Source organism: Streptomonospora arabica (assembly GCF_039531585.1).
In the GTDB taxonomy this organism is placed as follows: domain Bacteria; phylum Actinomycetota; class Actinomycetes; order Streptosporangiales; family Streptosporangiaceae; genus Streptomonospora; species Streptomonospora halophila.
Genome location: NZ_BAAAQI010000005.1, coordinates 13,570 through 34,150, shown reverse-complemented (window position 1 = coordinate 34,150; position 20,581 = coordinate 13,570). Strand labels below are relative to the sequence as shown.

The 20,581-nt window shown below is 73.6% G+C and carries 20 protein-coding genes; 11 read left to right on the top strand and 9 right to left on the bottom strand.

What is annotated here, in order from left to right:
* Positions 1–460: 460 nt before the first annotated feature.
* The 3 genes from ABD284_RS10345 (at position 461) to purM (ending at position 3,600) form a co-directional block, all read left to right on the top strand.
* The gene (locus tag ABD284_RS10345) at positions 461–961 is read left to right on the top strand and encodes a sterol carrier family protein (RefSeq protein WP_344142505.1); all 501 of its coding nucleotides are present in this window, start codon (positions 461–463) and stop codon (positions 959–961) included.
* A 10-nt stretch (positions 962–971) separates the two neighbouring features.
* A complete protein-coding gene (gene purF, locus ABD284_RS10340) occupies positions 972–2,447 on the top strand; it encodes an amidophosphoribosyltransferase (RefSeq protein WP_344142504.1) in 1,476 nt (491 codons plus the stop codon).
* A gap of 97 nt (positions 2,448–2,544) precedes the next feature.
* Positions 2,545–3,600, top strand: a complete 1,056-nt coding sequence (gene purM / locus ABD284_RS10335) for a phosphoribosylformylglycinamidine cyclo-ligase (protein ID WP_344142503.1) — start codon at positions 2,545–2,547, stop codon at positions 3,598–3,600.
* Positions 3,601–3,741: 141 nt separating this feature from the next.
* On the opposite strand, the gene ABD284_RS10330 is transcribed toward purM, so the two are convergent.
* A complete protein-coding gene (locus ABD284_RS10330; protein ID WP_344142502.1) occupies positions 3,742–3,999 on the bottom strand; it encodes a DUF3073 domain-containing protein in 258 nt (85 codons plus the stop codon).
* A gap of 397 nt (positions 4,000–4,396) precedes the next feature.
* Here ABD284_RS10330 and ABD284_RS10325 point away from each other — a divergent pair, with 397 nt between their 5' ends.
* From ABD284_RS10325 to ABD284_RS10315, 3 genes are all read left to right on the top strand, one after another.
* Complete coding sequence (locus ABD284_RS10325) at positions 4,397–5,332, top strand: DUF8083 family protein (protein ID WP_344142501.1); 936 nt, start codon at positions 4,397–4,399, stop codon at positions 5,330–5,332.
* 675 nt (positions 5,333–6,007) lie between these two features.
* A complete protein-coding gene (bldC, locus tag ABD284_RS10320; protein WP_011293174.1) occupies positions 6,008–6,211 on the top strand; it encodes a developmental transcriptional regulator BldC in 204 nt (67 codons plus the stop codon).
* A gap of 267 nt (positions 6,212–6,478) precedes the next feature.
* Positions 6,479–7,762 carry an ROK family protein gene (locus ABD284_RS10315; protein WP_344142496.1) on the top strand — a complete coding sequence of 428 codons (1,284 nt, stop codon included), beginning with the start codon at positions 6,479–6,481 and terminating at the stop codon, positions 7,760–7,762.
* Positions 7,763–7,843: 81 nt separating this feature from the next.
* Here the strand turns inward: ABD284_RS10315 and ABD284_RS10310 are convergent, their stop codons facing one another.
* Both ABD284_RS10310 and ABD284_RS10305 read right to left on the bottom strand, forming a co-directional pair.
* On the bottom strand, positions 7,844–10,291 hold the full coding sequence (locus ABD284_RS10310; protein WP_344142495.1) for a xyloglucanase: 2,448 nt from the start codon (positions 10,289–10,291) through the stop codon (positions 7,844–7,846).
* 355 nt (positions 10,292–10,646) lie between these two features.
* The gene (locus ABD284_RS10305) at positions 10,647–11,006 is read right to left on the bottom strand and encodes a YkvA family protein (RefSeq protein ID WP_344142493.1); all 360 of its coding nucleotides are present in this window, start codon (positions 11,004–11,006) and stop codon (positions 10,647–10,649) included.
* Between the two features lie 168 nt (positions 11,007–11,174).
* Between ABD284_RS10305 and ABD284_RS10300 the strand changes: the two genes are divergently transcribed.
* The 4 genes from ABD284_RS10300 to ABD284_RS10285 all read left to right on the top strand — a co-directional run bounded on the left by ABD284_RS10300 (position 11,175) and on the right by ABD284_RS10285 (position 15,268).
* Entirely contained in the window at positions 11,175–12,068 is an 894-nt protein-coding gene (locus tag ABD284_RS10300; RefSeq protein ID WP_344142492.1) for an N-acetylmuramoyl-L-alanine amidase, read from the top strand.
* Between the two features lie 168 nt (positions 12,069–12,236).
* Complete coding sequence (locus ABD284_RS10295; protein WP_344142490.1) at positions 12,237–12,848, top strand: hypothetical protein; 612 nt, start codon at positions 12,237–12,239, stop codon at positions 12,846–12,848.
* 384 nt (positions 12,849–13,232) lie between these two features.
* Positions 13,233–14,024 (top strand): DivIVA domain-containing protein, encoded by a 792-nt coding sequence (locus tag ABD284_RS10290; protein ID WP_344142489.1) that lies wholly within the window; start codon positions 13,233–13,235, stop codon positions 14,022–14,024.
* 212 nt (positions 14,025–14,236) lie between these two features.
* Complete coding sequence (locus ABD284_RS10285; protein ID WP_344142488.1) at positions 14,237–15,268, top strand: M48 family metallopeptidase; 1,032 nt, start codon at positions 14,237–14,239, stop codon at positions 15,266–15,268.
* Positions 15,269–15,347: 79 nt separating this feature from the next.
* Here ABD284_RS10285 and ABD284_RS10280 read toward each other — a convergent pair whose 3' ends face one another.
* The gene (locus ABD284_RS10280) at positions 15,348–15,986 is read right to left on the bottom strand and encodes a TetR/AcrR family transcriptional regulator (protein ID WP_344142487.1); all 639 of its coding nucleotides are present in this window, start codon (positions 15,984–15,986) and stop codon (positions 15,348–15,350) included.
* Between the two features lie 413 nt (positions 15,987–16,399).
* On the opposite strand from ABD284_RS10280, the gene ABD284_RS10275 reads away from it, so the two are divergent.
* Complete coding sequence (locus tag ABD284_RS10275) at positions 16,400–16,672, top strand: DUF6504 family protein (RefSeq protein ID WP_344142485.1); 273 nt, start codon at positions 16,400–16,402, stop codon at positions 16,670–16,672.
* A gap of 77 nt (positions 16,673–16,749) precedes the next feature.
* Here ABD284_RS10275 and ABD284_RS10270 read toward each other — a convergent pair whose 3' ends face one another.
* From ABD284_RS10270 to meaB, 5 genes are all read right to left on the bottom strand, one after another.
* On the bottom strand, positions 16,750–17,061 hold the full coding sequence (locus ABD284_RS10270; RefSeq protein WP_344142483.1) for a hypothetical protein: 312 nt from the start codon (positions 17,059–17,061) through the stop codon (positions 16,750–16,752).
* 505 nt (positions 17,062–17,566) lie between these two features.
* Positions 17,567–18,037 carry an NUDIX hydrolase gene (locus tag ABD284_RS10265; RefSeq protein WP_344142482.1) on the bottom strand — a complete coding sequence of 157 codons (471 nt, stop codon included), beginning with the start codon at positions 18,035–18,037 and terminating at the stop codon, positions 17,567–17,569.
* 42 nt (positions 18,038–18,079) lie between these two features.
* Positions 18,080–18,712: a class I SAM-dependent methyltransferase gene (locus ABD284_RS10260; RefSeq protein ID WP_344142481.1), complete on the bottom strand. Its 633-nt coding sequence runs from the start codon at positions 18,710–18,712 to the stop codon at positions 18,080–18,082.
* A gap of 108 nt (positions 18,713–18,820) precedes the next feature.
* Positions 18,821–19,192 (bottom strand): anti-sigma factor antagonist, encoded by a 372-nt coding sequence (locus tag ABD284_RS10255; protein ID WP_186355789.1) that lies wholly within the window; start codon positions 19,190–19,192, stop codon positions 18,821–18,823.
* A gap of 313 nt (positions 19,193–19,505) precedes the next feature.
* A complete protein-coding gene (meaB, locus tag ABD284_RS10250) occupies positions 19,506–20,579 on the bottom strand; it encodes a methylmalonyl Co-A mutase-associated GTPase MeaB (protein WP_344142479.1) in 1,074 nt (357 codons plus the stop codon).
* Between the last annotated feature and the right edge of the window lie 2 nt (positions 20,580–20,581).

Here is a 20,581-nt window from a genome sequence, read left to right as displayed (position 1 = left end):
TACCGCGACCCGGGGGCGGCTGGTATCCCTTGTTCAGTTGGACCGCGTCAGCGGCTGCGAAAGCCGACGTAGTGGAGCATTCATCCTATCTTCGCCTCCCCGGCGCACCGCTGAGCGCCGCAGGCGGCCCCGGTCTCGGACACCTCGGGAGAGAACTCCGCGGAAGCGACGCGAATCACATGCGGGCGGACGCGGTGCCCGCCGCCCGGTCCGCCGCGTCACCGCCGCGGAACGGTGTGTTCATGTCCTGGTCCACGTGTTGTCCCTCGACCGACAGTTTCCCTGGGTCCGGGAGATTCGGCAACCTTTCGTGACCAATGCCGCCGCACTTCCGGGACGGGCCGCAACCCGGCCCACCGCGCCGGTTCCCGCGGCCCTCGCGCGGGCGGCCCCGCTCGCACTCCGGCGGTCGCGGCGGCTGACGGGGCGCGCGTGTTCCGCGCTGCCTATCCTCGGGTGCATGCCCGCCAAGCCCACCGCCGCCCAGCGGCGCCACGCCGCACTGCGCGCGGGCCTGGACGCCCAGCTCGCCGCGCTCGGCGAGGCGCCCTACTCCGGCAGCGACCGCCCCGCGCTCGTGCTCAGCGCCTGCGCCGAGGCCGTTCTGCGCGCCCGCGACGCCGGAGCCGCCCCCGAGCGGCCCGCCGTCAAGGCCGCGGTGCGCGGCACGCTGGCCGAGCTCGCCGAGCGCGCGCCCGGCCACAGCCTGGAGGTGCGGGTGCCGCCCTACGGGGCCGTGCAGGTCGTCGAAGGGCCCCGGCACACCCGCGGCACTCCTCCCGGCGTCGTCGAGACCGACCCGCTGACCTGGCTCGCGCTGGCGGTCGGCGCGACCGCATGGCAGGAGGCCGTAGACGCCGGCGCTGTCAGCGCCAGCGGCGTCCGGGCGGACCTCTCGCCGCTGCTCCCGCTGTGGCCTCCCCGCGCCCCGGTGGACGCAGCTCCGGCGGCCGGCGACTAAGCTGGACACCGTGGCGCAACCCGACGGCCGGCTCACCACGGATCTCGACCCGCACGAACGCGCCCCGCAGGACGCATGCGGGGTCTTCGGGGTCTGGGCGCCCGGCGAAGAAGTCAGCAAGCTCACCTATTTCGGCCTCTACGCATTGCAGCACCGCGGGCAGGAGTCCGCGGGCATCGCGCTCAGCGACGGCGAGCGCATCGTCGTCTACAAGGACATGGGCCTGGTGTCCCAGGTCTTCAACGAGGCCACGCTCGACTCCCTGCAGGGCCACCTCGCGATCGGCCACTGCCGCTACTCCACCACCGGGTCGCCGGTGTGGGAGAACGCGCAGCCGACCTTCTACACCGCGCGTGAAGGCGGCCTGGCCCTCGGCCACAACGGCAACCTCATCAACACCCCCGAGCTCGCCGCGATGCTGCCCGACGAGCGCCGCGGCGCCACCACCGACACCGAGGTGCTCACCGGCCTGCTGGCCGACAACCCCGACCGCAGCACCGAGGAGGCGGCCCTGGAGCTGCTGCCCCAGGTGCAGGGCGCGTTCTCGCTGGCGTTCATGGACGAGAGCACCCTCTACGCCGCCCGCGACCCGCAGGGCATCCGCCCGTTCGTGCTGGGCCGGCTGGAGAGCGGCTGGGCCGTGGCCAGCGAGACCGCCGCGCTGGACATCGTCGGCGCCACCTACGAGCGCGAGATCGAGCCCGGCGAGCTGCTGACGATCGACGAGCGGGGCGTGCGCTCCCAGCGCTTCGCGCCCGCCGCCCCCAAGGGCTGCCTGTTCGAGTACGTCTACCTCGCCCGGCCCGACACCACCATCGCCGGGCGCAACGTCAACTCCAGCCGCGTCGAGGTGGGCCGGCGCCTGGCCAAGCAGCACCCGGCCGAGGCCGACCTGGTGATCCCGGTGCCGGAGTCCGGCACGCCCGCAGCGGTGGGCTACGCCGACGGCAGCGGCATCCCCTTCGCCCAGGGCCTGGTGAAGAACTCCTACGTGGGCCGCACGTTCATCGAGCCCAGCCAGACGCTGCGCCAGCTCGGCATCCGGCTCAAGCTGAACCCGTTGCGCGAGGTGATCGAGGGCCGGCGGCTGGTCGTGGTCGACGACTCCATCGTCCGCGGCAACACCCAGCGGGCGCTGGTGCGCATGCTGCGCGAGGCCGGCGCCGCCGAGGTGCACGTCCGCATCTCCAGCCCGCCCGTGATGTGGCCCTGCTACTACGGGGTCGACTTCGCCACCAAGGCCGAGCTGGTCGCCGGAAACCTCTCCACCGAGGAGATCCGCGCCTCGATCGGTGCCGACACGCTGGCCTTCGTCGAGCTGGACGAGCTCGTCGAGGCCACCGAGGTGCCCAAGCACCGGCTCTGCCGCGCCTGCTTCGACGGCGTCTACCCGATCGAGGTCGACGAAGGCGCCCGCGGCAAGTACCTGCTGGAGAAGTCCTGCGGCAACGCCACCGAGCGGCCGCTGGCGAGCGGTCGGCGCTGATCCGGGTCCCCGGCCCGCAGCCGTGCGGGCGCACCGGCCCGCACGGGCCGGGAGGGGACCGCCGACCGGACCACCGCAACGAGTTGAGAGGTTTCGCGTGGCAGAGGGTGCCAACAGCACGCCGGCGTACGCGTCCGCCGGTGTCGACATCGCGGCCGGCGACCGCGCGGTCGCGCTGATGAAGGAGCACGTCGGGCGCGCCCGCCGCCCCGAGCAGGTCGCCGACCCCAGCGGGTTCGCCGGACTCTTCCGGCTCGACGCCTCCCGGTACCGCTCACCGCTGCTGGCGACCTCGACCGACGGCGTGGGCACCAAGGTGATGATCGCCCAGCGGTGCGACCGGCACGACACCGTCGGCCTCGACCTGGTCGGCATGGTCGTCGACGACCTGGTCGTCTGCGGCGCCGAGCCGCTGTTCATGACCGACTACATCGCCTGCGGCAGAGTCGTGCCCGAGCGCGTCGCCGAGCTGGTCAAGGGCATCGCCGAAGGCTGCCGCCAGGCCGGGTGCGCGCTCTCCGGCGGCGAGACCGCCGAGCACCCCGACGCCATGCGCCCGGACGAGTACGACCTCGCAGGGGCCGGCACGGGCATCGTGGAGGAGGACGCGGTCCTGGGCCCGCAGCGCGTGCGCGAGGGCGACGCCGTGATCGCGATGGCCTCGTCGGGGCTGCACTCCAACGGGTACTCGCTGGTGCGCCGCGTGGTCGACGAGGCCGCGCTGCGGCTGGACGCTCGCGTGCCCGAGCTCGGCACCGAGCTGGGCGAGGAGCTGCTCAAGCCCACCCGGATCTACGCGCAGGACTGCCTGGCGCTGGCCGGGGCGGTCGAGGTGCACGCATTCGCCCACATCACCGGCGGCGGGCTGGCGGCCAACCTGGCGCGGTCGCTGCCCGAGGGGCTCGATGCAGTGGTGGATCGCGCGACCTGGTCGCCGCCGGCGGTGTTCCCGTTCGTCGCCGAGCGCGGCGCCGTGGGGCCGGCCGACATGGAGGCGACGTTTAACATGGGCGTGGGCATGGCCGCCCTGGTGCCGTCCGCATCGGCGCAGCGGGCTCTCGCGCTGCTGGAGGAGCGGGGAGTGCCCGCCTGGCACGCGGGCTCGGTGGTCGCCGGAAGCGGGAAGGCGCGGCTGGAAGGCGCCTATGCGTAGAGCCGCGGAGCGGGTCAGTCCCGAACACAGCCGGTTCGCGCCACCGCGGCGGCGCGAACCGGCTGTGTTTCAGAGCATATTGTGCGTGTCAGCGGGCTCAGACCCGGTCATGCGGACGTCACCGGCTCCGGAAGCGACTGATCAGCGGAGGCTGTCGGAGCGGTCGGACTCCTCTTCGACCGACTTCCCGCCGCTCGGATCCTCTGCGAGATCCGCATAACGGTCGACCAGGTCGTCGTAAGGGTCTTCGTGAGGCTGGTCCGGCGAATCCGGCGCTGCCCCGTCATCCTCAGCGACACCCAGCTCTGCCCGCAGCTGATCGAGGTCGGTGTGGCCGGAGTTGTACTTCAGCCTCCGAGCGACCTTCTGCTGCTTGGCCTTGGCTCGGCCGCGCCCCATGGCTCGACCCCCTCAACGATTGGGTTCGGACAAACCCCAGATCACTAGCAAAACCGCAATGCCGGGCTGACGGCCGTCACCGCACTGACGACAGGCGCCAGCTTACGTACGGATACAACCGTACCCGGTTTGGGCCCTACCTGCCTACGCCGCCCATGCCTAACAGGCGGCCAGGGGCGGGCACACGAGGCGGACCGTGCGGCCCGGGCGTGTCGGTGCATCCCCGGCGGCGGGTGCCGCGGAGAGCCGCGGATCCGACCCTCCCGGTACCGCGGGCTCCTTGTCCGGTCAACGACGCGGCGCACCGCGGTTGTTCCCCGTATCGCGGGGCACGTCGGCGTATCGGCGGGCAGGTCCGCGCATGCCGGACGCGGCGATCTGTGCCACGATTCCCCGCGTGCTGCCCAACCTGCCCTACGCCGCCTACCTCCGCGTCTATCAGCCGCTCATCGCGTTCTCCAACCGCGAGAAGGCCTATTGGCGGGCCTACGCCGCGTCGTCGCGGCGGCCCCGCCGCAGCGACGCGGTCGCGACCGAGCACGCCGAGAGCCTGCGCCGCCTGGTGTCCGCCCCGCCCGTCCCGGTCCCCGAGCGCGAGAGCGGCGACGCCTACGTCCGGCGCCTGGGCGGCGAGGTGTACGTCTGCCCATGGCAGACCCGGTTGCGGTCCTGGCTGGGCCTGCGCGACTTCCGTACCGAAACCCCGGCGCGGCTGAGCGCGGCCTTCATACCCGAGCCGGTCGCCGAGGCGGCCGAAGCACGCTTCGAGCAGTGGCGCGAGCGCGGCGAGCCGATGCGCACGCAGATCCTGACCAGCACCTGGACGGTGCCGCTCGCCTGGTTCTCGCCCTTCGACGCCGAGGAGCGCTGCCTGGTGCTGGGCGGCGAGGAGCAGCAGCCGGCCGACGCGGCCGACCCCGACACCGCCGAGCACGGCCTGCGCGGCGAGCGGGCCCGCCATCCGGCCGGAGGCGCGCGCCCCGCGCCGCGGACGCTGCTGTACGTGGCCAGGATGGCCGAGGCCCGCCGGCGCCTGGAGCGGGCGATCGCCCTGCTGCGCGAGCACGTCGGCGACAGCTCAGCGCTGTCGGAGGCCGCGGGGCTGCAGGACTGGCTGCTGGGGGTCGCCCACCCCCGCGCCCTACTGGAGCTGGACTACGGCGGCCTGGTGCACCTCGTCGACGACGAGGGCCTGCGCCAGGACCAGTCGGTGGCCGAGGTGGGCGCCGCGCTGACGGGCCTGGAGACCGGCGAGCAGGAGCTCGCGACGGCGATGTACCAGCGGGTCTCGCGGCGGTGGAAGGAGATGGAGGCCCTCAAGCACGCCAACTGAGGGTCACGGCTTCACCACGTGACCGCAGCGGCCGCTCGGCTTTGCCGCCACGCCGAAGCCCAACCTGGCGGCCAGGTTTCTCACCCAACGCGGTCAGCCAAGCGCGTTCTGACAGGCGGATATGTCTGGACGAGCTTCACAGTTGGCATCAACGCCGTCGAAACTGGGCATATTACTCCATACAGATCGACATAGACTGTATCGAACCGGTCACCGACTGCACTCTGCGTAACCGGAAAGCCGGGGCACACCGGGGATGTACGTGACACGGGAGAGGTGTCGATGGGAGAAGACACATACCCCGTTCACACTGCCCGCGCCGATGAAAGGCCAGGCCAGAACCTGAGCGCCGCCACCCGCCGCGTGCGGCGCCCCGGGTTTCAGTCGGGCCGTCTCTAGCACTTCCGGTTCACCGGATCGAGAAAAACAGGGCCGGAGAACGAAGTTTTGACCGAATACGCCACATGCCACTAAACGTGTCGCTAGAATCACTCAGCGTGACGCGACTCATGGGCGACTTTGCGACCTCCCATCCGACAAAGTCGCGTTAAGTGGTCGCGTAATCACCTCGGGTGATGCCAATATAGACCTACGAGGGCAATATTGGACATCCGGGCCAAGTGCCAGGATAAGGCTCAGGATCGGCACACAGATCCAGGAGGAGAGGCCGTACACATGTCAACTCGCACGCCCGAGGCGGAGCCCCTGTTGACCCCTGCCGAGGTCGCCACCATGTTCCGCGTGGACCCCAAGACCGTCACACGCTGGGCGAAAGCGGGCAAGCTGACCTCGATTCGGACCCTTGGCGGCCACCGCCGCTACCGCGAGACCGAGGTCCGCGCTCTGCTGGCCGGTATCCCCAGCCAGCGCTCGGAGTGATCTCCCCCGGCTTGTGCCGTATCCGGGGGGATCGAGTGGGGAGCGCGCGTCGACTCCCCGACCGCTGAGGGCGGGCCGCACGGCGGCCCGCCCTCCCGCCTGCCGGGGGCCGTCCGCGCCTGTCGTGCCTGCTGCACGGGGTGGGGCCTTTGCCGCCGAGTCGCGGCTGTCGGTATCTTCACGATGGAGCCGCGCAGCGTCTCGACCCCGCGCCACCGCACCGCGCGCGGACGCCGAACAGAAGACGAAGGCGGGAGGGGAGGCCACATGCGGGACATGCGTGTCGGCCCCACCGGCTTCCACGACGTCCGCGAGACCAACCTGGGCGTTGTACTGCGGGCCGTACGCACGCTGGCCCCCTGCTCCCGCGCCGCGGTGGCCGCCGCGACCGGGCTGAACAAGACGACGGTCTCCAGCCTGGTCGCCGACCTCATCGCGCGCAGCCTGCTCCGCGAGACCGGCGAGTCCGCCGAGCGCCGGGTCGGCCGGCCGGGCGTGATGCTCGCGCTCGACGACCGGACCATCGCCGCCATCGGCGTCGAGGTGAACGTCGACTACCTCTCCGTGGTCGCCGTCGACCTGCTGGAGCGCGACCTCGTCACCCGGCACATCCCCTTCGACGCCCGCTCCGCGGGCCCCGACGCCTGCGCGCATCGCATCGTCTCCGCGGTCTCCGAGGTGGCGGCGGCTCCTGCACTGCGCCGCCGCTCCGTGATCGGGCTGAGCGTGGCGGTGCCCGGCCTGGTCGACTCCCCCAACGGCGTCGTCACCCGCGCGCCCAACCTCGCCTGGCTCGGGACCCCGCTGCGCAGCCGGATCGAGGAGCTGATGGACCGCGCGGGCGCAGCGCCCGTCCCGGTCCTGGTCGACAACGACGCCAACCTGGGCGCCGTCGCCGAGTACCGCGGCGGCCACCTCGCGCACACCGCGGACCTCGTCTACATCACCGGCGAGGTCGGCATCGGGGCCGGTGTGCTGATGAACGGCGAGCTGATGCGCGGCTCCGCCGGCTTCGCCGGCGAGATCGGGCACGTGCGCATGGTCGAGGACGGTCCCGAGTGCGGTTGCGGTCGGCGCGGCTGCCTGGAGGCGCTGGCCGGAATCGAGGCCATCCTGCGCGCAGCGCTGCCCGACCGCTTTCCTGGGGGCGCGCTCAGCCGGGCCGACCTGGCCGACCTGGTCGAAACCGCCGTCGAGCGCGCCGCCGCGGAGGACACCGTCGCCGTCGAGGCCCTGGACACCGCCGGCGCCTGGCTGGGACGGGGCGCCGCGATGCTGGTCAACCTGGTCAACCCCGGTGCGGTGGTGCTCGGCGGGTACTTCGTCCCGCTTGCGCCGTGGCTGCTGCCCGCGTGCCGCGCGGCGGTGCGCGAGCTGGCGTTCGCGCCCGGCGCGGGCGGATGTGCCGTGGAGACCTCCGAGCTGGGACTGACCGCGGCCGCGCGCGGCGGTGCGGTGGCGATGGTCGACGCCATGGAGAGCGGGCGGCTGCCGCTGCCCGCTCCGCCGAAGGACGGCGGCGCGGCGGCGGCCGACGAAGGCGCCTCGTGACGTCCCCGCGGGCGCCGCGCCGCCCGCGTGCACGGTGAGCGGCACGCGGACGGCGCGGACGCCGGCCCGGGCGGCGGAGCGTCACTCGCCCCAGCCGCCCTCCCAGTACTCGCCGTCGCCTTCCTGCCACCAGCCCGCCTCGCCGCCCTGCCAGTGCGAGGTCCCCGCGGCGTCGCCGTAGACGATGCCCCGGCCGTTGGTGCCGACGTAGACCCGGCCGTAGACGTCGGGGTCGCCGGTGATGGCGGCGCCGGTCCAGCCGTACTGGTGCTCGTCGTCGTTGATCCGCGTCCAGTGGGAGCCGCCGTCGTCGGAGCGGTAGATCCCGCGCCGGCCGTCGATCTTCGCGCTGGTGTAGACGGCGGGGTAGTCCGAACCGGGCCGGGCCTTGCCGAAACCGACGGTGTCGGCCTGCTCCACGCCGGACACGCGCTCGAACGCCGCGCCGGAGTCGGTGGAGTGCCACAGTCCGTAGGCGCCGTCCTCGGATCCGCCGGCGAGCCACACGTCGCCCTTGCCGCCCGGCACGGCGGCGAAGCGGACGCTGCTCTGCGGCAGCCCCTGGGCGGCGGACTCCCGGAAGGTGGCGCCGCCGTCGGTGCTCACGTAGAACGAGCCGCCGGCGTAGGCGTAGAAGACGTCCGGGTCGACCCTGTCGGCCTGCACCCGCGCGCCTTCGGGGACGCCCGAGGACGCCGACCACGAGGCACCGGAGTCGGTGGAGCGGTGCACCCCGGCGCCGTCGGCGCTCCACACGACGGCCGAGCCGTCGGCGGCCATGGCGGCGGTGCCCGGACCCGTGACACCGGAGGGCTCCTGGCCGGGCTCCCATGTGGCACCGCCGTCGGCGGAGACGGCGATGGAGGGGACGGAGTCGTCGTCGCCGCTGCCGACCCGCACGAAGTGCTCGGGCGCCAGCTCCGCGAAGTCCAGCGACGTCACATTGCCGTGGAAGGGGCCGGTGTGCATGAGGTCGGGCACCCGGTCCAGGTCGTCGTGGCGGAACCCGCCGATGTCGCCCAGCGCCGACACCAGCGGGACGTCGCCGGGCGGTGCGGCCAGGTCGTTGACCGCGGTCTCCTCGATACCGCGGGCGCTGGGCTCGATGGTGACGGTCTCGCCGCCGTCCCAGTCGGTGAGGTCGCGCGTGCCGTAGAGGGTGGCGCCGGTGCCGTAGAGCATGTGGTCGGAGTCGAACGGGTCGATCTCCATGGCCTGGGTCATCCAGCCGAGCTTGGGCGCGGTCTCGGGCGGATCGGGGTTTTTGCCGAACGTCAGCCACGGCGAGGCCGAGACGTCCATCTCGTAGCGGTTGATCCGCTCCGGGTAGGCCCCGTAGCGCCAGGCCTGGGTCCAGCTCTGTCCGCCGTCGGTGGTGCGGTAGATCTGGATGTCGGGCCACCAGGAGATCTGCGTGCTGACCATGAGGGTCCCGGGGTTCTGCCGGTCGATGGTCAGGCCGCCGTAGCCGAAGTAGTTGTCCTCGGAGCCCGACGGCACCGGGCTGACGTTGCTCCACTCACCGGTGGCGAGGTCGAACTTCCACACGTCGCCGCTGCCGCCGGTGTAGGGACCGCCCGTGTCGCTGGTGGAGATGTAGAGCAGGCCGTTCTCGTGGTCGACCACGCCCTCGATGGCCAGGTGGCCCTCGGGCTGGCCCGGCACCCGCTCCCAGGTCCGGCCGCCGTCGGTGCTGCGGTAGACGGTGTTCTCCTTGTCCATCACGCCTACGTAGACGTCCTGCGTGCGGCGTCCGGGCGAGCCGCTGCCCTTGTCGAAGGCGATCCAGCCGACGCCCTGGTTGTCGCTGGACAGGCCCGATGAGTCGCCGGGGTCCTGCACGTAGTCGCCGGGGTTGGGGAACGCGGCCACCTCGGACCACGTCTCGCCGTAGTCGGTGCTGCGCCACAGTCCGTTGCCGCCGGGTGCGCCCAGGTAGAGCACGCTGTTGTCGTTGGGGTCGATCGAGAGCCGCTCGACGCCGCGGCCGGGCATGTTCCCGCCCAGCTTGAACGGGAGCTCGGTGGCCTCCCAGGTCTCGCCGCGGTCGCGGGAGCGCAGGATCGCGCCGTTGTCCGGGTCCCAGTCGTTGGTGTAGGTGCCTACAGCGGCGTAGACGTTGTCGGGTTCGACGGGGTCGGTGGCCAGCCCGGCGACGCCGGTCCGGCCCCACTCGTCCCAGCCCACCCAGTCGAGCAGCGGCCTCCAGCGCCCTGCGCCGCCGTCCCAGCGGTAGGCGCCGCCGATGTCGGTGCGGGCGTAGGCCAGGCCCGGCTCGGACTGGTTGAACACGACGCCGGGGATGAAGCCGCCGCCTTCGATCTGCGCGTTGCGCCACCGGTAGTCGGGCGCGGCCAGCGCGGGGGCCGCCGATCCGGTCGCGGTGAGGGCGGCCGCGGCGAACACCGCCGCCGCTGCGGCCGCGCCCGGGCGCGCGAGGCGCGGCGCGAGGCGGCGCCCGAGGGATGCGCGGCCGTCGGCCTCCGACGGCCGTGGCGGGATGGGGAAGGGAGGAAATGCCGAGGACACGTCAGGCTCCTTGCAGTGGGGGATGGCCCGCGCTCGGCTCCGGCTGCGCCGCTGGGGCGGCGGCGTTTCGAACCGGTTCGACTATGACGGCTCACGTAAGGGGGATCGAGGGGAGGAGGGTGGTTCCGGGTGAGCGCGGACGGAGCTTCGCGGTCAGTTTGCGGAGAAACCCGGCGACGCGTCAACGGGCGGAAAGCGAACGGATTCGCAGCGTGATCGCCGCGGAGGGCGTTCGGCGACGTCAGGCGGGCCGCCGGACGACCGGAAAATCGGCGAAGCGCTTCGACGCGGCGGCGATCACCGAAGCGCCCGGCCCGACGGCTCGGGCCGGGCGCCTTCAGCGGTACGGGGCGGCTCAGCCGACGACGTGCCCCTGCACGTACTCGTCGCGCCGCTCCCACTCCAGGTAGCGCTCGGACTCGCCCATCAGGCTGGTGGCGAGCCAGACGGCGACGCCGACGTCGTCGGCCAGGCCCAGCACCGGAACGAACAGCTCGGGTACCAGGTCGATCGGCGAGGCGACGTAGACGAGCCCCAGGACGAACATCAGCAGTCGGGTAACGCTGAGGCCGTCGTATCGACCGCGCAGGCGCGACTTCAGCATGCGCGGCAGCGCTGCGGCGCGCTCCCCCAGGCCGGGTGCGCCCGGCCGGGCGTTGTGCCGCACGGCCTGCCATGCCGCGGCCCCGGCGGCGGCGCGGTTGCTCTTGCGCATCGACTCCACCTCGACTTCGTGTGGCCCGGGGGTGCGGCCGGAACGGCCGACCTCCGCACTACTCACGATATGACGCGTGCACGGAAGCGAAAGTTCCGTATACCGGCTAGGTTGGTCCCCGCTCCCCCTACCCCCACTCTCCCCGACGCAAGGACGCCGTAGACCATCATGCGTACGAAACCCGCCGCGCCGGGGGCGATCCCGCTGATCGCGCCGTTCATGGCGGCGGCCGTCCTCGCCCTGCCCGCCTGCTCGGCGTCGAACGGAGACGGCACGCCCGACCCGTCCGCGGCGCCCCCGCCCTCCTCCGGCGGCTCGCGGTCCGCGCCTGCCGACGACCGGGGCTCCGGCAACGGCGAGGGCTCGGCCTCCCCCCAGGGCCCGCTGGCGGGCACGACGGTCGTCGTGGACCCCGGCCACAACGGCGGCAACGCCGACGCCGCCGAGGAGATCGCGGAGCCCGTCGACGCCGGGCACGGAAGCAAGGCCTGCGACACCGTCGGCGCCGAGACCGACGACGGCTACACCGAGCACGCCTTCAACTGGGACGTGGCCAAGCGGCTGCGGGGCGTCCTGGAGGAGGACGGCGCCGAGGTGGTGTTCACCCGCGACGACGACGAGGGGGTCGGCCCCTGCATCACGGAGCGCGCCGAGATCGGCAACGAGGCGAACGCGGACGCGGCGATCTCCATCCACGCCGACGGCGGCCCCGCTAGCGGTCAGGGCTTCCATGTCATCGCCCCGGGCGACCTGGAGGGCTACACCGACGACATCGCCGAGCGCTCGCAGCGGCTGGCCGTGGACGTGCGCGCGGAGTTCGAGGAGGGCACCGGGCAGCAGCGCGCCGACTACATCGCCGAGGACGGCCTCGACCACCGCACCGACCTGGGCGGCCTGAACCTCTCCGACGTACCGAAGGTGTTCCTGGAAGCCGGGAACATGAGCAACCCCGAGGACGCCGCCGACCTCTCCGACCCCCAGTGGCGCGGCAAGGCCGCGAAGGCGGTCGCGGCGGGCATCAGCCGCTACCTGCAGGACGAGCAGAGCGGCGAGGGCGAGTAGGCCGCCCGGCGCGCGCTTCGACCTATCGCCGGCCCCGAGCGCGAACCGGCCGACCGATTGCGGACTCGGGCGGCCGGCCTGCGGAAACGTTCGGCGGGCGCGGATGCGGCCGGAAGCGGAAGCGCGGGCGGGTGTCGCAGGCGCCACGCCTTACCCGATAATCGCGTAATGACCGATTCATCCCCCGAATTCCGACCATCGGCACCGTCGAAACCGGCGGCGGACGTGCCCCTGGAGTTCGACGTCGTGCTGCGCGGCTACGACCGCCGGCAGGTCCTGACCCTGTTGGAGACACTGCAGCGGAGCGTCGACGACCCCGCGGCCCCCGGGACCGTGACGCCCCGGGAGGCGCGCGACCGCGCCGCGTTCGACCTGGTCCTGCGCGGTTTCGACCGCGCGCAGGTGGACGCCGCCTTCGAGCGGCTGATGGAGTCGCTGACCGCCGTCCGCGGCGAGGAGACGGGGGCCGCTCCGGAGGGCGAGGGGCGTGCCGAGCTACCGGTGGTCGAGTTCGACCGGGTCCTGCGCGGCTACGACCCCATCGCGACTGCGGAGCTGGTCGACGCGGGCGCCGAGGCGCTGCGGGCGCTGCGCGGCGGCGAGAGCGACGCCGCCGCCGCGCGTGCGGCGGCCGCCGCCCTCCGCGACCGGCGCGACGCGCTGCCCCGGACCCTGCGCGGCTCCGACCGGCAGCAGGTGGACGGCGCCGTCGACGCGATCTGCGCGGAGTTGGAGAGCGGCCCGGACGGCCCGGACGGCACGCGCGGCTCCGGCGCCTGATGGGACGTGCCGAGTCGGAAAGACTCGGTGCCGCAGCCGCCGGCAGGTGAGCGCTTCCGACACCGGAAGCCTTCGGCTTCTGTTCTACGACCGTGCCCCTGCCGGCCGGCCGGGAGGCCAGACCGCTGATGGGCGGCGTGCCCGCCCGAAGGGCGTGAGCGCTGGATCCGTCGGGCCGCGCGCCGTGTCTTCCGCAGGCTGCATGAAGGCGTCTGAGAGGCCCGGAGCGGCGGCGCCCGCGCGGATCGGCAGCCGCGCCCGCGAGCGGGGACCGGACGGCGCCTCCGGAGCCGGCCCCGCGCCGACCCCGCGCGGCCGGTTTCGGCAGCGCCGAGCGGAGTGGTCTTCGCCCACGTTCGGCCGAGGAATCGGCACAATGTAGCCATGCCTCTGACACCGGCTGACATCCGCAGCAAGCAGTTCAACACGGTGCGCTTGCGCCCGGGATACAACGAGGAGGACGTCGACGCCTTCCTCGATCGGGTGGAAGCCACGCTCGCGGGCCTTCACGGAGGTCCGCGCAACGCGCCGCCCATGACCGCAGAGGAGGTGGACGGCGCGAAGTTCCGGACCACGCGGCTGAGCCCCGGCTACGACGAGGACGAGGTGGACGCCTTCCTCGACGTCATCTCGGCCGAGCTTCGGAGGCACGGCCTCGTTCGCGCCTCCGAGGCGGCGTGGCCCGGGCCCGCGGGGCCGTACGGACAGGGGCCGCAGCAGGGCCCCTACCCGCCGCACGGGCCGGGCCGGCACGGCCCCGGACCCCAGCACGGCGCGGGGCCCGGGGGCGGCCCCGTTCCGCCGCCTCCGGGCCCCGATCCGATGGCGCCTCCGCCCCCTCCGCCCGGCGGCGCGCCGCCCACCGGACCGCCTCCCTCGGCGCAGGGCGGACGGCCGCCGATACGTCCGGAGGACATCCGCAACCAGCAGTTCTCCACAACCCGGCTCACCACCGGCTACAACGAGGAGGAGGTCGACGCCTTCCTGGACAGCGCCGAGGCGACGCTGGAGGCCCTGATGCACGGCCGCCGCGAACGTGCACCGCTGACCGCCGCGCAGGTGGACCGCGTCAAGTTCTCCACCACACGCGCCCGACCCGGTTACGATCCCGCCCAGGTCGACGCGTTCCTGGACTTCCTCGCCCAGGAGTTCCGCCACTACGAGGGCACTCAGTAGCCCGGGCGAGGGCGCGCGGCACCGGCTCCCGGCCGTGCCCGCGCCGCTCCGTGCGCCCTGCGCCCCGCGCGGATCCGCTCCGCCGAAAAACCTCGCTCTCCGGACACGCTCGAATTGCCGAGCCTTCCATCCGATACAGAAAGTAATATGCGATAACTTGACGCACACGCGCGTGTCGCGACCGGCACGGCGATCCGGAGGAGGGCAGCACCATGACGCAAACGGCGGCCTCCGGCGACGGTCAGCGCCGCCTCCCACCGCGGCGCTCCGCCGCTCGTACCCGCGCGCCGCGCGCGGCCGCCGCCCGCGCTCCCGCGCAGCTCGTCCGGCGGGACCCGCAGCTGCGGCCGGCGCGGGCGGGCGCGGGGGCCGGGCACGCGCCCGCACACACGCCGGTGCGGCCCGCTCCGGTGCCGGCCGGTTTCGGTCCCCGTGCCGGTGATGCGGCGCCGAACGAGCCGCTGGCCGTCTCCCGGCACCCCTGGGAGGTACCGCTGACGCTCGCGGCCGTCCTGGTCACCTGCTGCGTGATCGGCGCTGCCGTCCACACGCTGTGGACGGGTGAAGGCGCGGCCCTCTGGGCGGCCGGGCTCGTGCTCGCGGGCATCCCCGGCGGCTGCTGGGCGGCGGCCGGCCTGCGGCACGCGCGCCGCCGGGCGCAGTCGGTCCGCATCTCGCCCACCCAGTTCCCCGACGCCGACCACGCCATCCGCCGGCTGAGCGCCGGCATGGGGCTGGCCGGCGCGCCCGACGCCTACGTCTACCCGGCCGCGAGCGCCGGTTCGCGGGCCTGGGGCATCGGACACGGCAGGCGCGGCTACATCGTGGTGCCCGGCGACCTGTTCGACTCCGACGGCCGGTTGCGCGACCCCGACGCCCTGCGCTTCGTCGCCGCCCACCAACTGGGCCACATCGCCGCCGGCCACGCGTCGTTCCACCTGCGGGCCGTGACGGCGCCCGCCCGGCTGGTGCCCGTGCTCGGCGCCGCGCTGTCGCGCGCCATGGAGTACACGGCGGACAACCACGCGCACGCGTACTGCCCCGAGGGAGTGCACGCGGTCCGGCTGCCGGCGGGGGGAGCCCGCCTGTACACGCAGGTGAACATGAGCGAGATGGCCGAGCGCGCGCGCACCGACCGGGGACCGTTCGTGTTCCTCTACAACCTGCTCTCCAGCCGGCCCGCCAACACCAAGCGGATGGCCGCCCTGCGCGACCGCTCCCGCCCGGGGCGCCTCTTCTTCTGACGGTCCACGCCCCGGTGGCCGGGGGTCGCGGCCGTCCACGGGGGCGGGGTACCTCCGGACCGGGGGCGCGCCTGCCCGTTCAGGCGCCCGAGCCGGGCCCGGCCGGGCGGAGCTCGGCCAGAAGGAGCTCGGCGAAGTAGGCGCCGACCTCCGAGCCGGTCAGCTCGCCACCTGCGCGGTACCAGGTGCTGAGGTGGTGCACGGCGCCGAAGTACTGGGTGACGGCGATGTCGGCGGGCACGTCGGTGCGGAACACGCCTTCGCGCTGGCCCTCTTCGATCATGCCGCGGAAGCACTCGTGGTACCGGCGCCGCTCCTTGCGCACGGCCGTCAGCCGGTCGTCGGAGAGCATGTGCAGCGACCGGAAGAAGATCCGGGTGTCGTCGAGGCTGTCCACAGTGGTGTGCACGACGTCGGCCGCGGCCTTGCGCAGGCGCTCGCTGACCGGGCCCTCGGCGCCGGCGAACCTGGTGAGCCGCTCCGTCTGCATGGAGAGCACGCGCTGGTAGATCGCGTAGAGCAGGTCCTCCTTGGACGCGAAGTAGTGGTACATCGCCCCCTTGGTCACTCCGGCGGCCGACACCAGCTCCTGCACGGAGGTGCGCTCGAAGCCCTGATCGGCGAAGAGCCGGGTGGCCACCGAGAGCAGCCGCTCGGGAACCGCGCGGCCGCGGTCGGGTGCGGTCGCCGACCGCTCGGAGCCGTCCGTGTTGTGCATGCGCCTTCCCGTCTGCCGAGTCCTGCGCACCGTGGCGCACGTTCCAGCATAGGCATACCATCCGGTCGGTCTCTGGACGCCCGGCCGACCGCCCCGCGAGGAGCGGTCGGGCCGCAACCGCTTCCGCGACACGGCAGGGGGCACGCCCTCGCCGCCGCCCGGGAGCCCTCCGCGGCCCCTCGCGGACCGCCGGCGACCCTCGGCCCGCGGCGCGACACGCCGAAGCGCGGGCGCCGACCGGCCACCCAAGCGACGGTGTATCAGCCGGTCGCCGGGGGTCGTGCGCATCACCGAACCGGCGGTCGACAGCGCGCCGCCCGGCGGCGGACCCCGATGCGGTCCTAAGGTAGTGGCCCGCCGCGACACGCCTCCGGCGACTGTCGACTCGAACGCATGTTCGATACACTGGCCGGGTGAGTCTTTACAACGAACGGATCGACGTCAGATCGACCACCGGCGGTCACCCGGCGTTCTTCGCCTGGCGCGACCGCACCTACCGTGTCCGGCGCGTCATCGGCGCCTGGGGATCGCCGGACGAACGCGCCGCTCGCAGCGCCAAGGCCGCGGCCGCCGACATGCGGCTGGTGCGCGTCGCCGCCGAGTCCCCTGACGGCGAGCTGAGCATCGCCGACATCAGCTGCGACAACACCACCGGCGACTGGACGATGCGCCGCCTGTGGGGCTGATCGGCCACGCGCCCGGCCGCCTCGCGTACAGCGGCCGGGCGGCACGGCCGCGGGCGGCCGCGCTCGGACGGCCCGCGTCACACCTCCAGTTCGGTCTGTCCCCGGCCCGCCCGGGTGGAGCGGCGCCCGCCGGCCCGCCTGAGGCAGCGGCGGCAGGTCACCGGGCTCTCGGTCGGCCGCAGGCGCAACGGGTCGGCGGCGGCGCGGCACACGACCGCCGGGACCCGCACGCCCACCCACGTCGTCTCCTCGACCGCGTGGACCACCGAGGAGGCGCCGATCGTCGCCCTGCCGCCCGACAGCTCGCGCCTGCGCCGGGCCAGGACCGCGGCGAGATGCTCGACGTCCGCCCCGGAGGTCCCGGGATCGTCCTTCGCCGGTCCGCTCATGGCACCAGCATCGCGCACCGCGCCGACAGCCGGAGCGCGTCCCGCCGCGCGGGTCCGCACCGCCGACCGGCGCGGGCCGCTGCGGCAGGGACCGGTACCGCCCTCGCACGGCCGGGGAAGGAGTCGGGGCGACTCCCTGCCGGCGGACGAGAAGCAGCAAGAGTGGTGCCGGGGCGCCGCGCAGGAGGGCAGCGACCGGGCGAACACACACCGCGCTTGTTTCCACCCTGGTCGGACGTGGTGCTCCCGCAGACCGACGGCGCGTTCGACGGTCCTTCCCACGTCACGGCGCGGTGCCCGGCCCCGGTTCGTCGATCCCCGTGGAGGCCCGGCGACCGCAACCGGGGTCGGGGCGCACCGGCGGGACAGGCCGCCCTCGCGCGGACGCTGCGAAACCCCTGCCGCACCCGCGCCGGACTCGACCGCCCCGGCTGCCCGGGGCCGCCCCCAGGGGCGGCGCGGGTCCTCGGCTGCGGGGCGGGCCGAGCGAAGCCGGGTGTGCAGGCTAAGGCGCGGTGTAGTACGCGGGTCCCTCTTCGCGGGCGTGGGCGATGCGGCGCATGATCCGCTCGTTCATCGGGGGCAGCCGGTCGGGGGCGAACCAGCCGACCTCCAGCGACTCCTCCTCGTCGGGGCGCGCGCTCCCGCCCACCGGGCGGCACCGGAAGGTGACGTCCATGAACTGCACCCGGTCGCCGTTTCCGTAGGTGAACGGCGGCTCGGTGACGACGCTGGCGATCCGCTCGCAGACCACGTCGACGCCGGTCTCCTCGGCAACCTCGCGCACGAGGGCGGCGGCCGGCTGCTCGCCGGGCTCCAGGATGCCGCCGGGCGTGCTCCAGGCCCCGTCGTCGGCGCGCCGGTGCAGCAGGATCTCCCCCGACTCCGCGATGACCACGGCGGTCACGCCCGTCAGCCAGAGCAGCTCGTGTCCCACGTGCTTGCGCAGGCGGAGGATGAAATCGGGTGTGGGCATGGCATCGAGGCTACCCAGCGGCGGCGCCGGCCGGCGCCGTGCTCACCCGGCGAGCGGGCGCCGGTAGACGAGCGAGTAGCGCCAGAAGAGCAGGCGCCGCACGCGGGCTCCGGGCAAGTGGCGCCGGGCCGCGAGGCGGACCCCGCGCAGGCTCATCCGGGGCTCGCGCATCGGAACGGGCGCCTCGGCCGCAGGGCTGGGGACACCGGTGAGGGTGCGGGCGGCGAACAGGCCGGCGCCGATCGCCCACTGCGGAGCCAGGGCGGCGGCCCCGGCGGCGTGGTCGGCCGCGGTCTCCTCGCGGTAGAGCCCGAGGACGGCGAGCACGCCGCCCGGCGCGAGCCCGTGGGCCATCGCCCGCACCGACTCGGCGAAGTCCATGTGGTGGAGGCTGGCGACGGCGGAGACGAAGTCGTAGGCGCCGGCCGCGATGCCGTAGTCCGCCAGGGCCGTGTTGGTGTGCTGCACGCCGAGCCGCCGCGGTGTGCGCTCACGGGCCTCGGCGATCATGGCCGGGTCGGGATCGACGGCCTCGACGCGGGCGCACCGGGCGGTGAGGCGGCGGGCGAAGCGCCCCGTCCCGCAGCCGACGTCGAGCGCGCGCACGCAGTGGCCGGGCACCTGGCGCAGCAGATACTCGTGGTAGTGGACGTTGTGGTCCCACGGGAAGGGCAAGGAGACTCCGAGTACGGCGCGGGCCCGTCGGCCGCACGGCACGGCGGCGGCCCCGGAGTCCCGGGGCGCCGCGCGCCGCGGCGCGGTCGTCCATGGGGTGCGGGGGGTTCAGCCCGCCTGCTGCTTGCTCTCCAGCAGCTCCATGGCGTTGACGGCCGCCGAAACGGAGTTGTGGACCGGAACCTGCCGGTGCAGGCCGACGAGGCGGACGACCTTGGTCACCCGTTCGTTCGGCGCGGCCAGCGCAAGGCTGCCACCGTGCTCCTTCACAGCCCGGTAGGCGTTGATGACGACGTTCAGGCCGCTGGAGTCCATGAACTCCAGCCCCGTCAGGTCGAGGATCAACCACGGACCGTGCTTGTCGATCGCGGACAGGACATGTTCGTGGAGGTCGTCGGCGGTCGCGATGTCGAGGTCGCCCTCGACGCTCACGATCACGCTGTGGTTGTCGACCCGGGTGCTCAGCCCAAGCCTGTGCACGTTCACTCCTCCCAGCCCCACGTGTCGATGAGGGGTCCCCTTGCTCACCCTACGGAAAACAGCGGATTTCGGTAGGGGTCCATCCGCGTTCTGTTGCGGCGGCGGCCTTGAGCGGGAGGGTTCGCGACCCGGCCGACGCCGATGAACAGGACCGCCGGAGAACGGCCCCTGCTCCCGTAAACCTTCGACCACATACGGTATTAGGCCTACCGCCCTGCGGGAATGCCGTCTCGCAAGTATTTTCTCCACAACCGGGACGTTCCAGACCCGGGGCCATTGTGGCGTGTTTCACTCCCCACACACAACGCCGCCTTCACGGGCTAAGCGGAGGATGTGATGAATCATGCCCTTCGTCCGATTCGTCCCCGCGCCCCGACGCGGCATCCCCCTGCCCCGCTGCGCCTCCGGCGCCGAAGTCGGCGAGGATCCGCTCGGCCGCCAGCGTGGGGGTGAGCTCGCCGGCGCGCACGCCGGACTCCAGGCGCGGAGCGTCCTCGCGCACCCGCGGATGCGCGAGCAGGCTGTCCATCAGGCGGTCGCGCACCTGCGCCCACATCCAGTCGACCTGCTGGCGGCTGCGGCGCCCCTCGAGTTCCCCGGCCTCCTCCAGCGCCGCACGGTGGTCGAGGACCGTCCCCCAGAAGTCGTCGAGTCCGTCGCCGGTCAGGCCACTGCAGGTCAGAACGGGCGGACGCCAAGCCGGGTGCACCGGTTGGAGCATGCGGAGCGCGCGGGAGAGCTCGCGTGCGGCCCTGCGGGCGTCGGCCTCGTGGGGGCCGTCCGCCTTGTTCACCGCCGCCAGGTCGACGAGCTCCAGCACGCCCTTCTTGATCCCCTGCAACTGGTCGCCGGTGCGCGCCAGGGTCAGAAAGCAGAAGCAGTCGACCATCTTGGCCACCGCGACCTCGGACTGGCCCACTCCCACGGTCTCGACCAGCACGACGTCGAAGCCCGCGGCCTCCATCAGCACCATGGTCTCGCGGGTGGCGCGGGCCACCCCGCCGAGCGTGCCCGCCGTCGGCGACGGCCGCACGAACGCCTGCGGGTCGACCGAGAGCCGGCCCATGCGGGTCTTGTCGCCGAGGATGCTGCCGCCCGATCGGGTGGAGGAGGGGTCCACCGCCAGCACCGCGACCCGGTGCCCCTGGGCGGTCAGCCGCGTGCCCAGGGTGTCGATGAACGTGGACTTGCCCACGCCGGGCACCCCGGAGATGCCGACCCGGTGGGCCGTGCCGGCGTGCGGCAGGAGCCGCACCAGGAGCCGCTGGGCGAGCTCGGCGTGGTCGGGCCGGCGCGACTCGACCAGCGTGATGGCGCGCGCGAGCGTGGGGCGGTGACCGGCCAGGACCCCCTCGGCGTAGGCGTCGACGTCGACGGCGCGGCTCATCC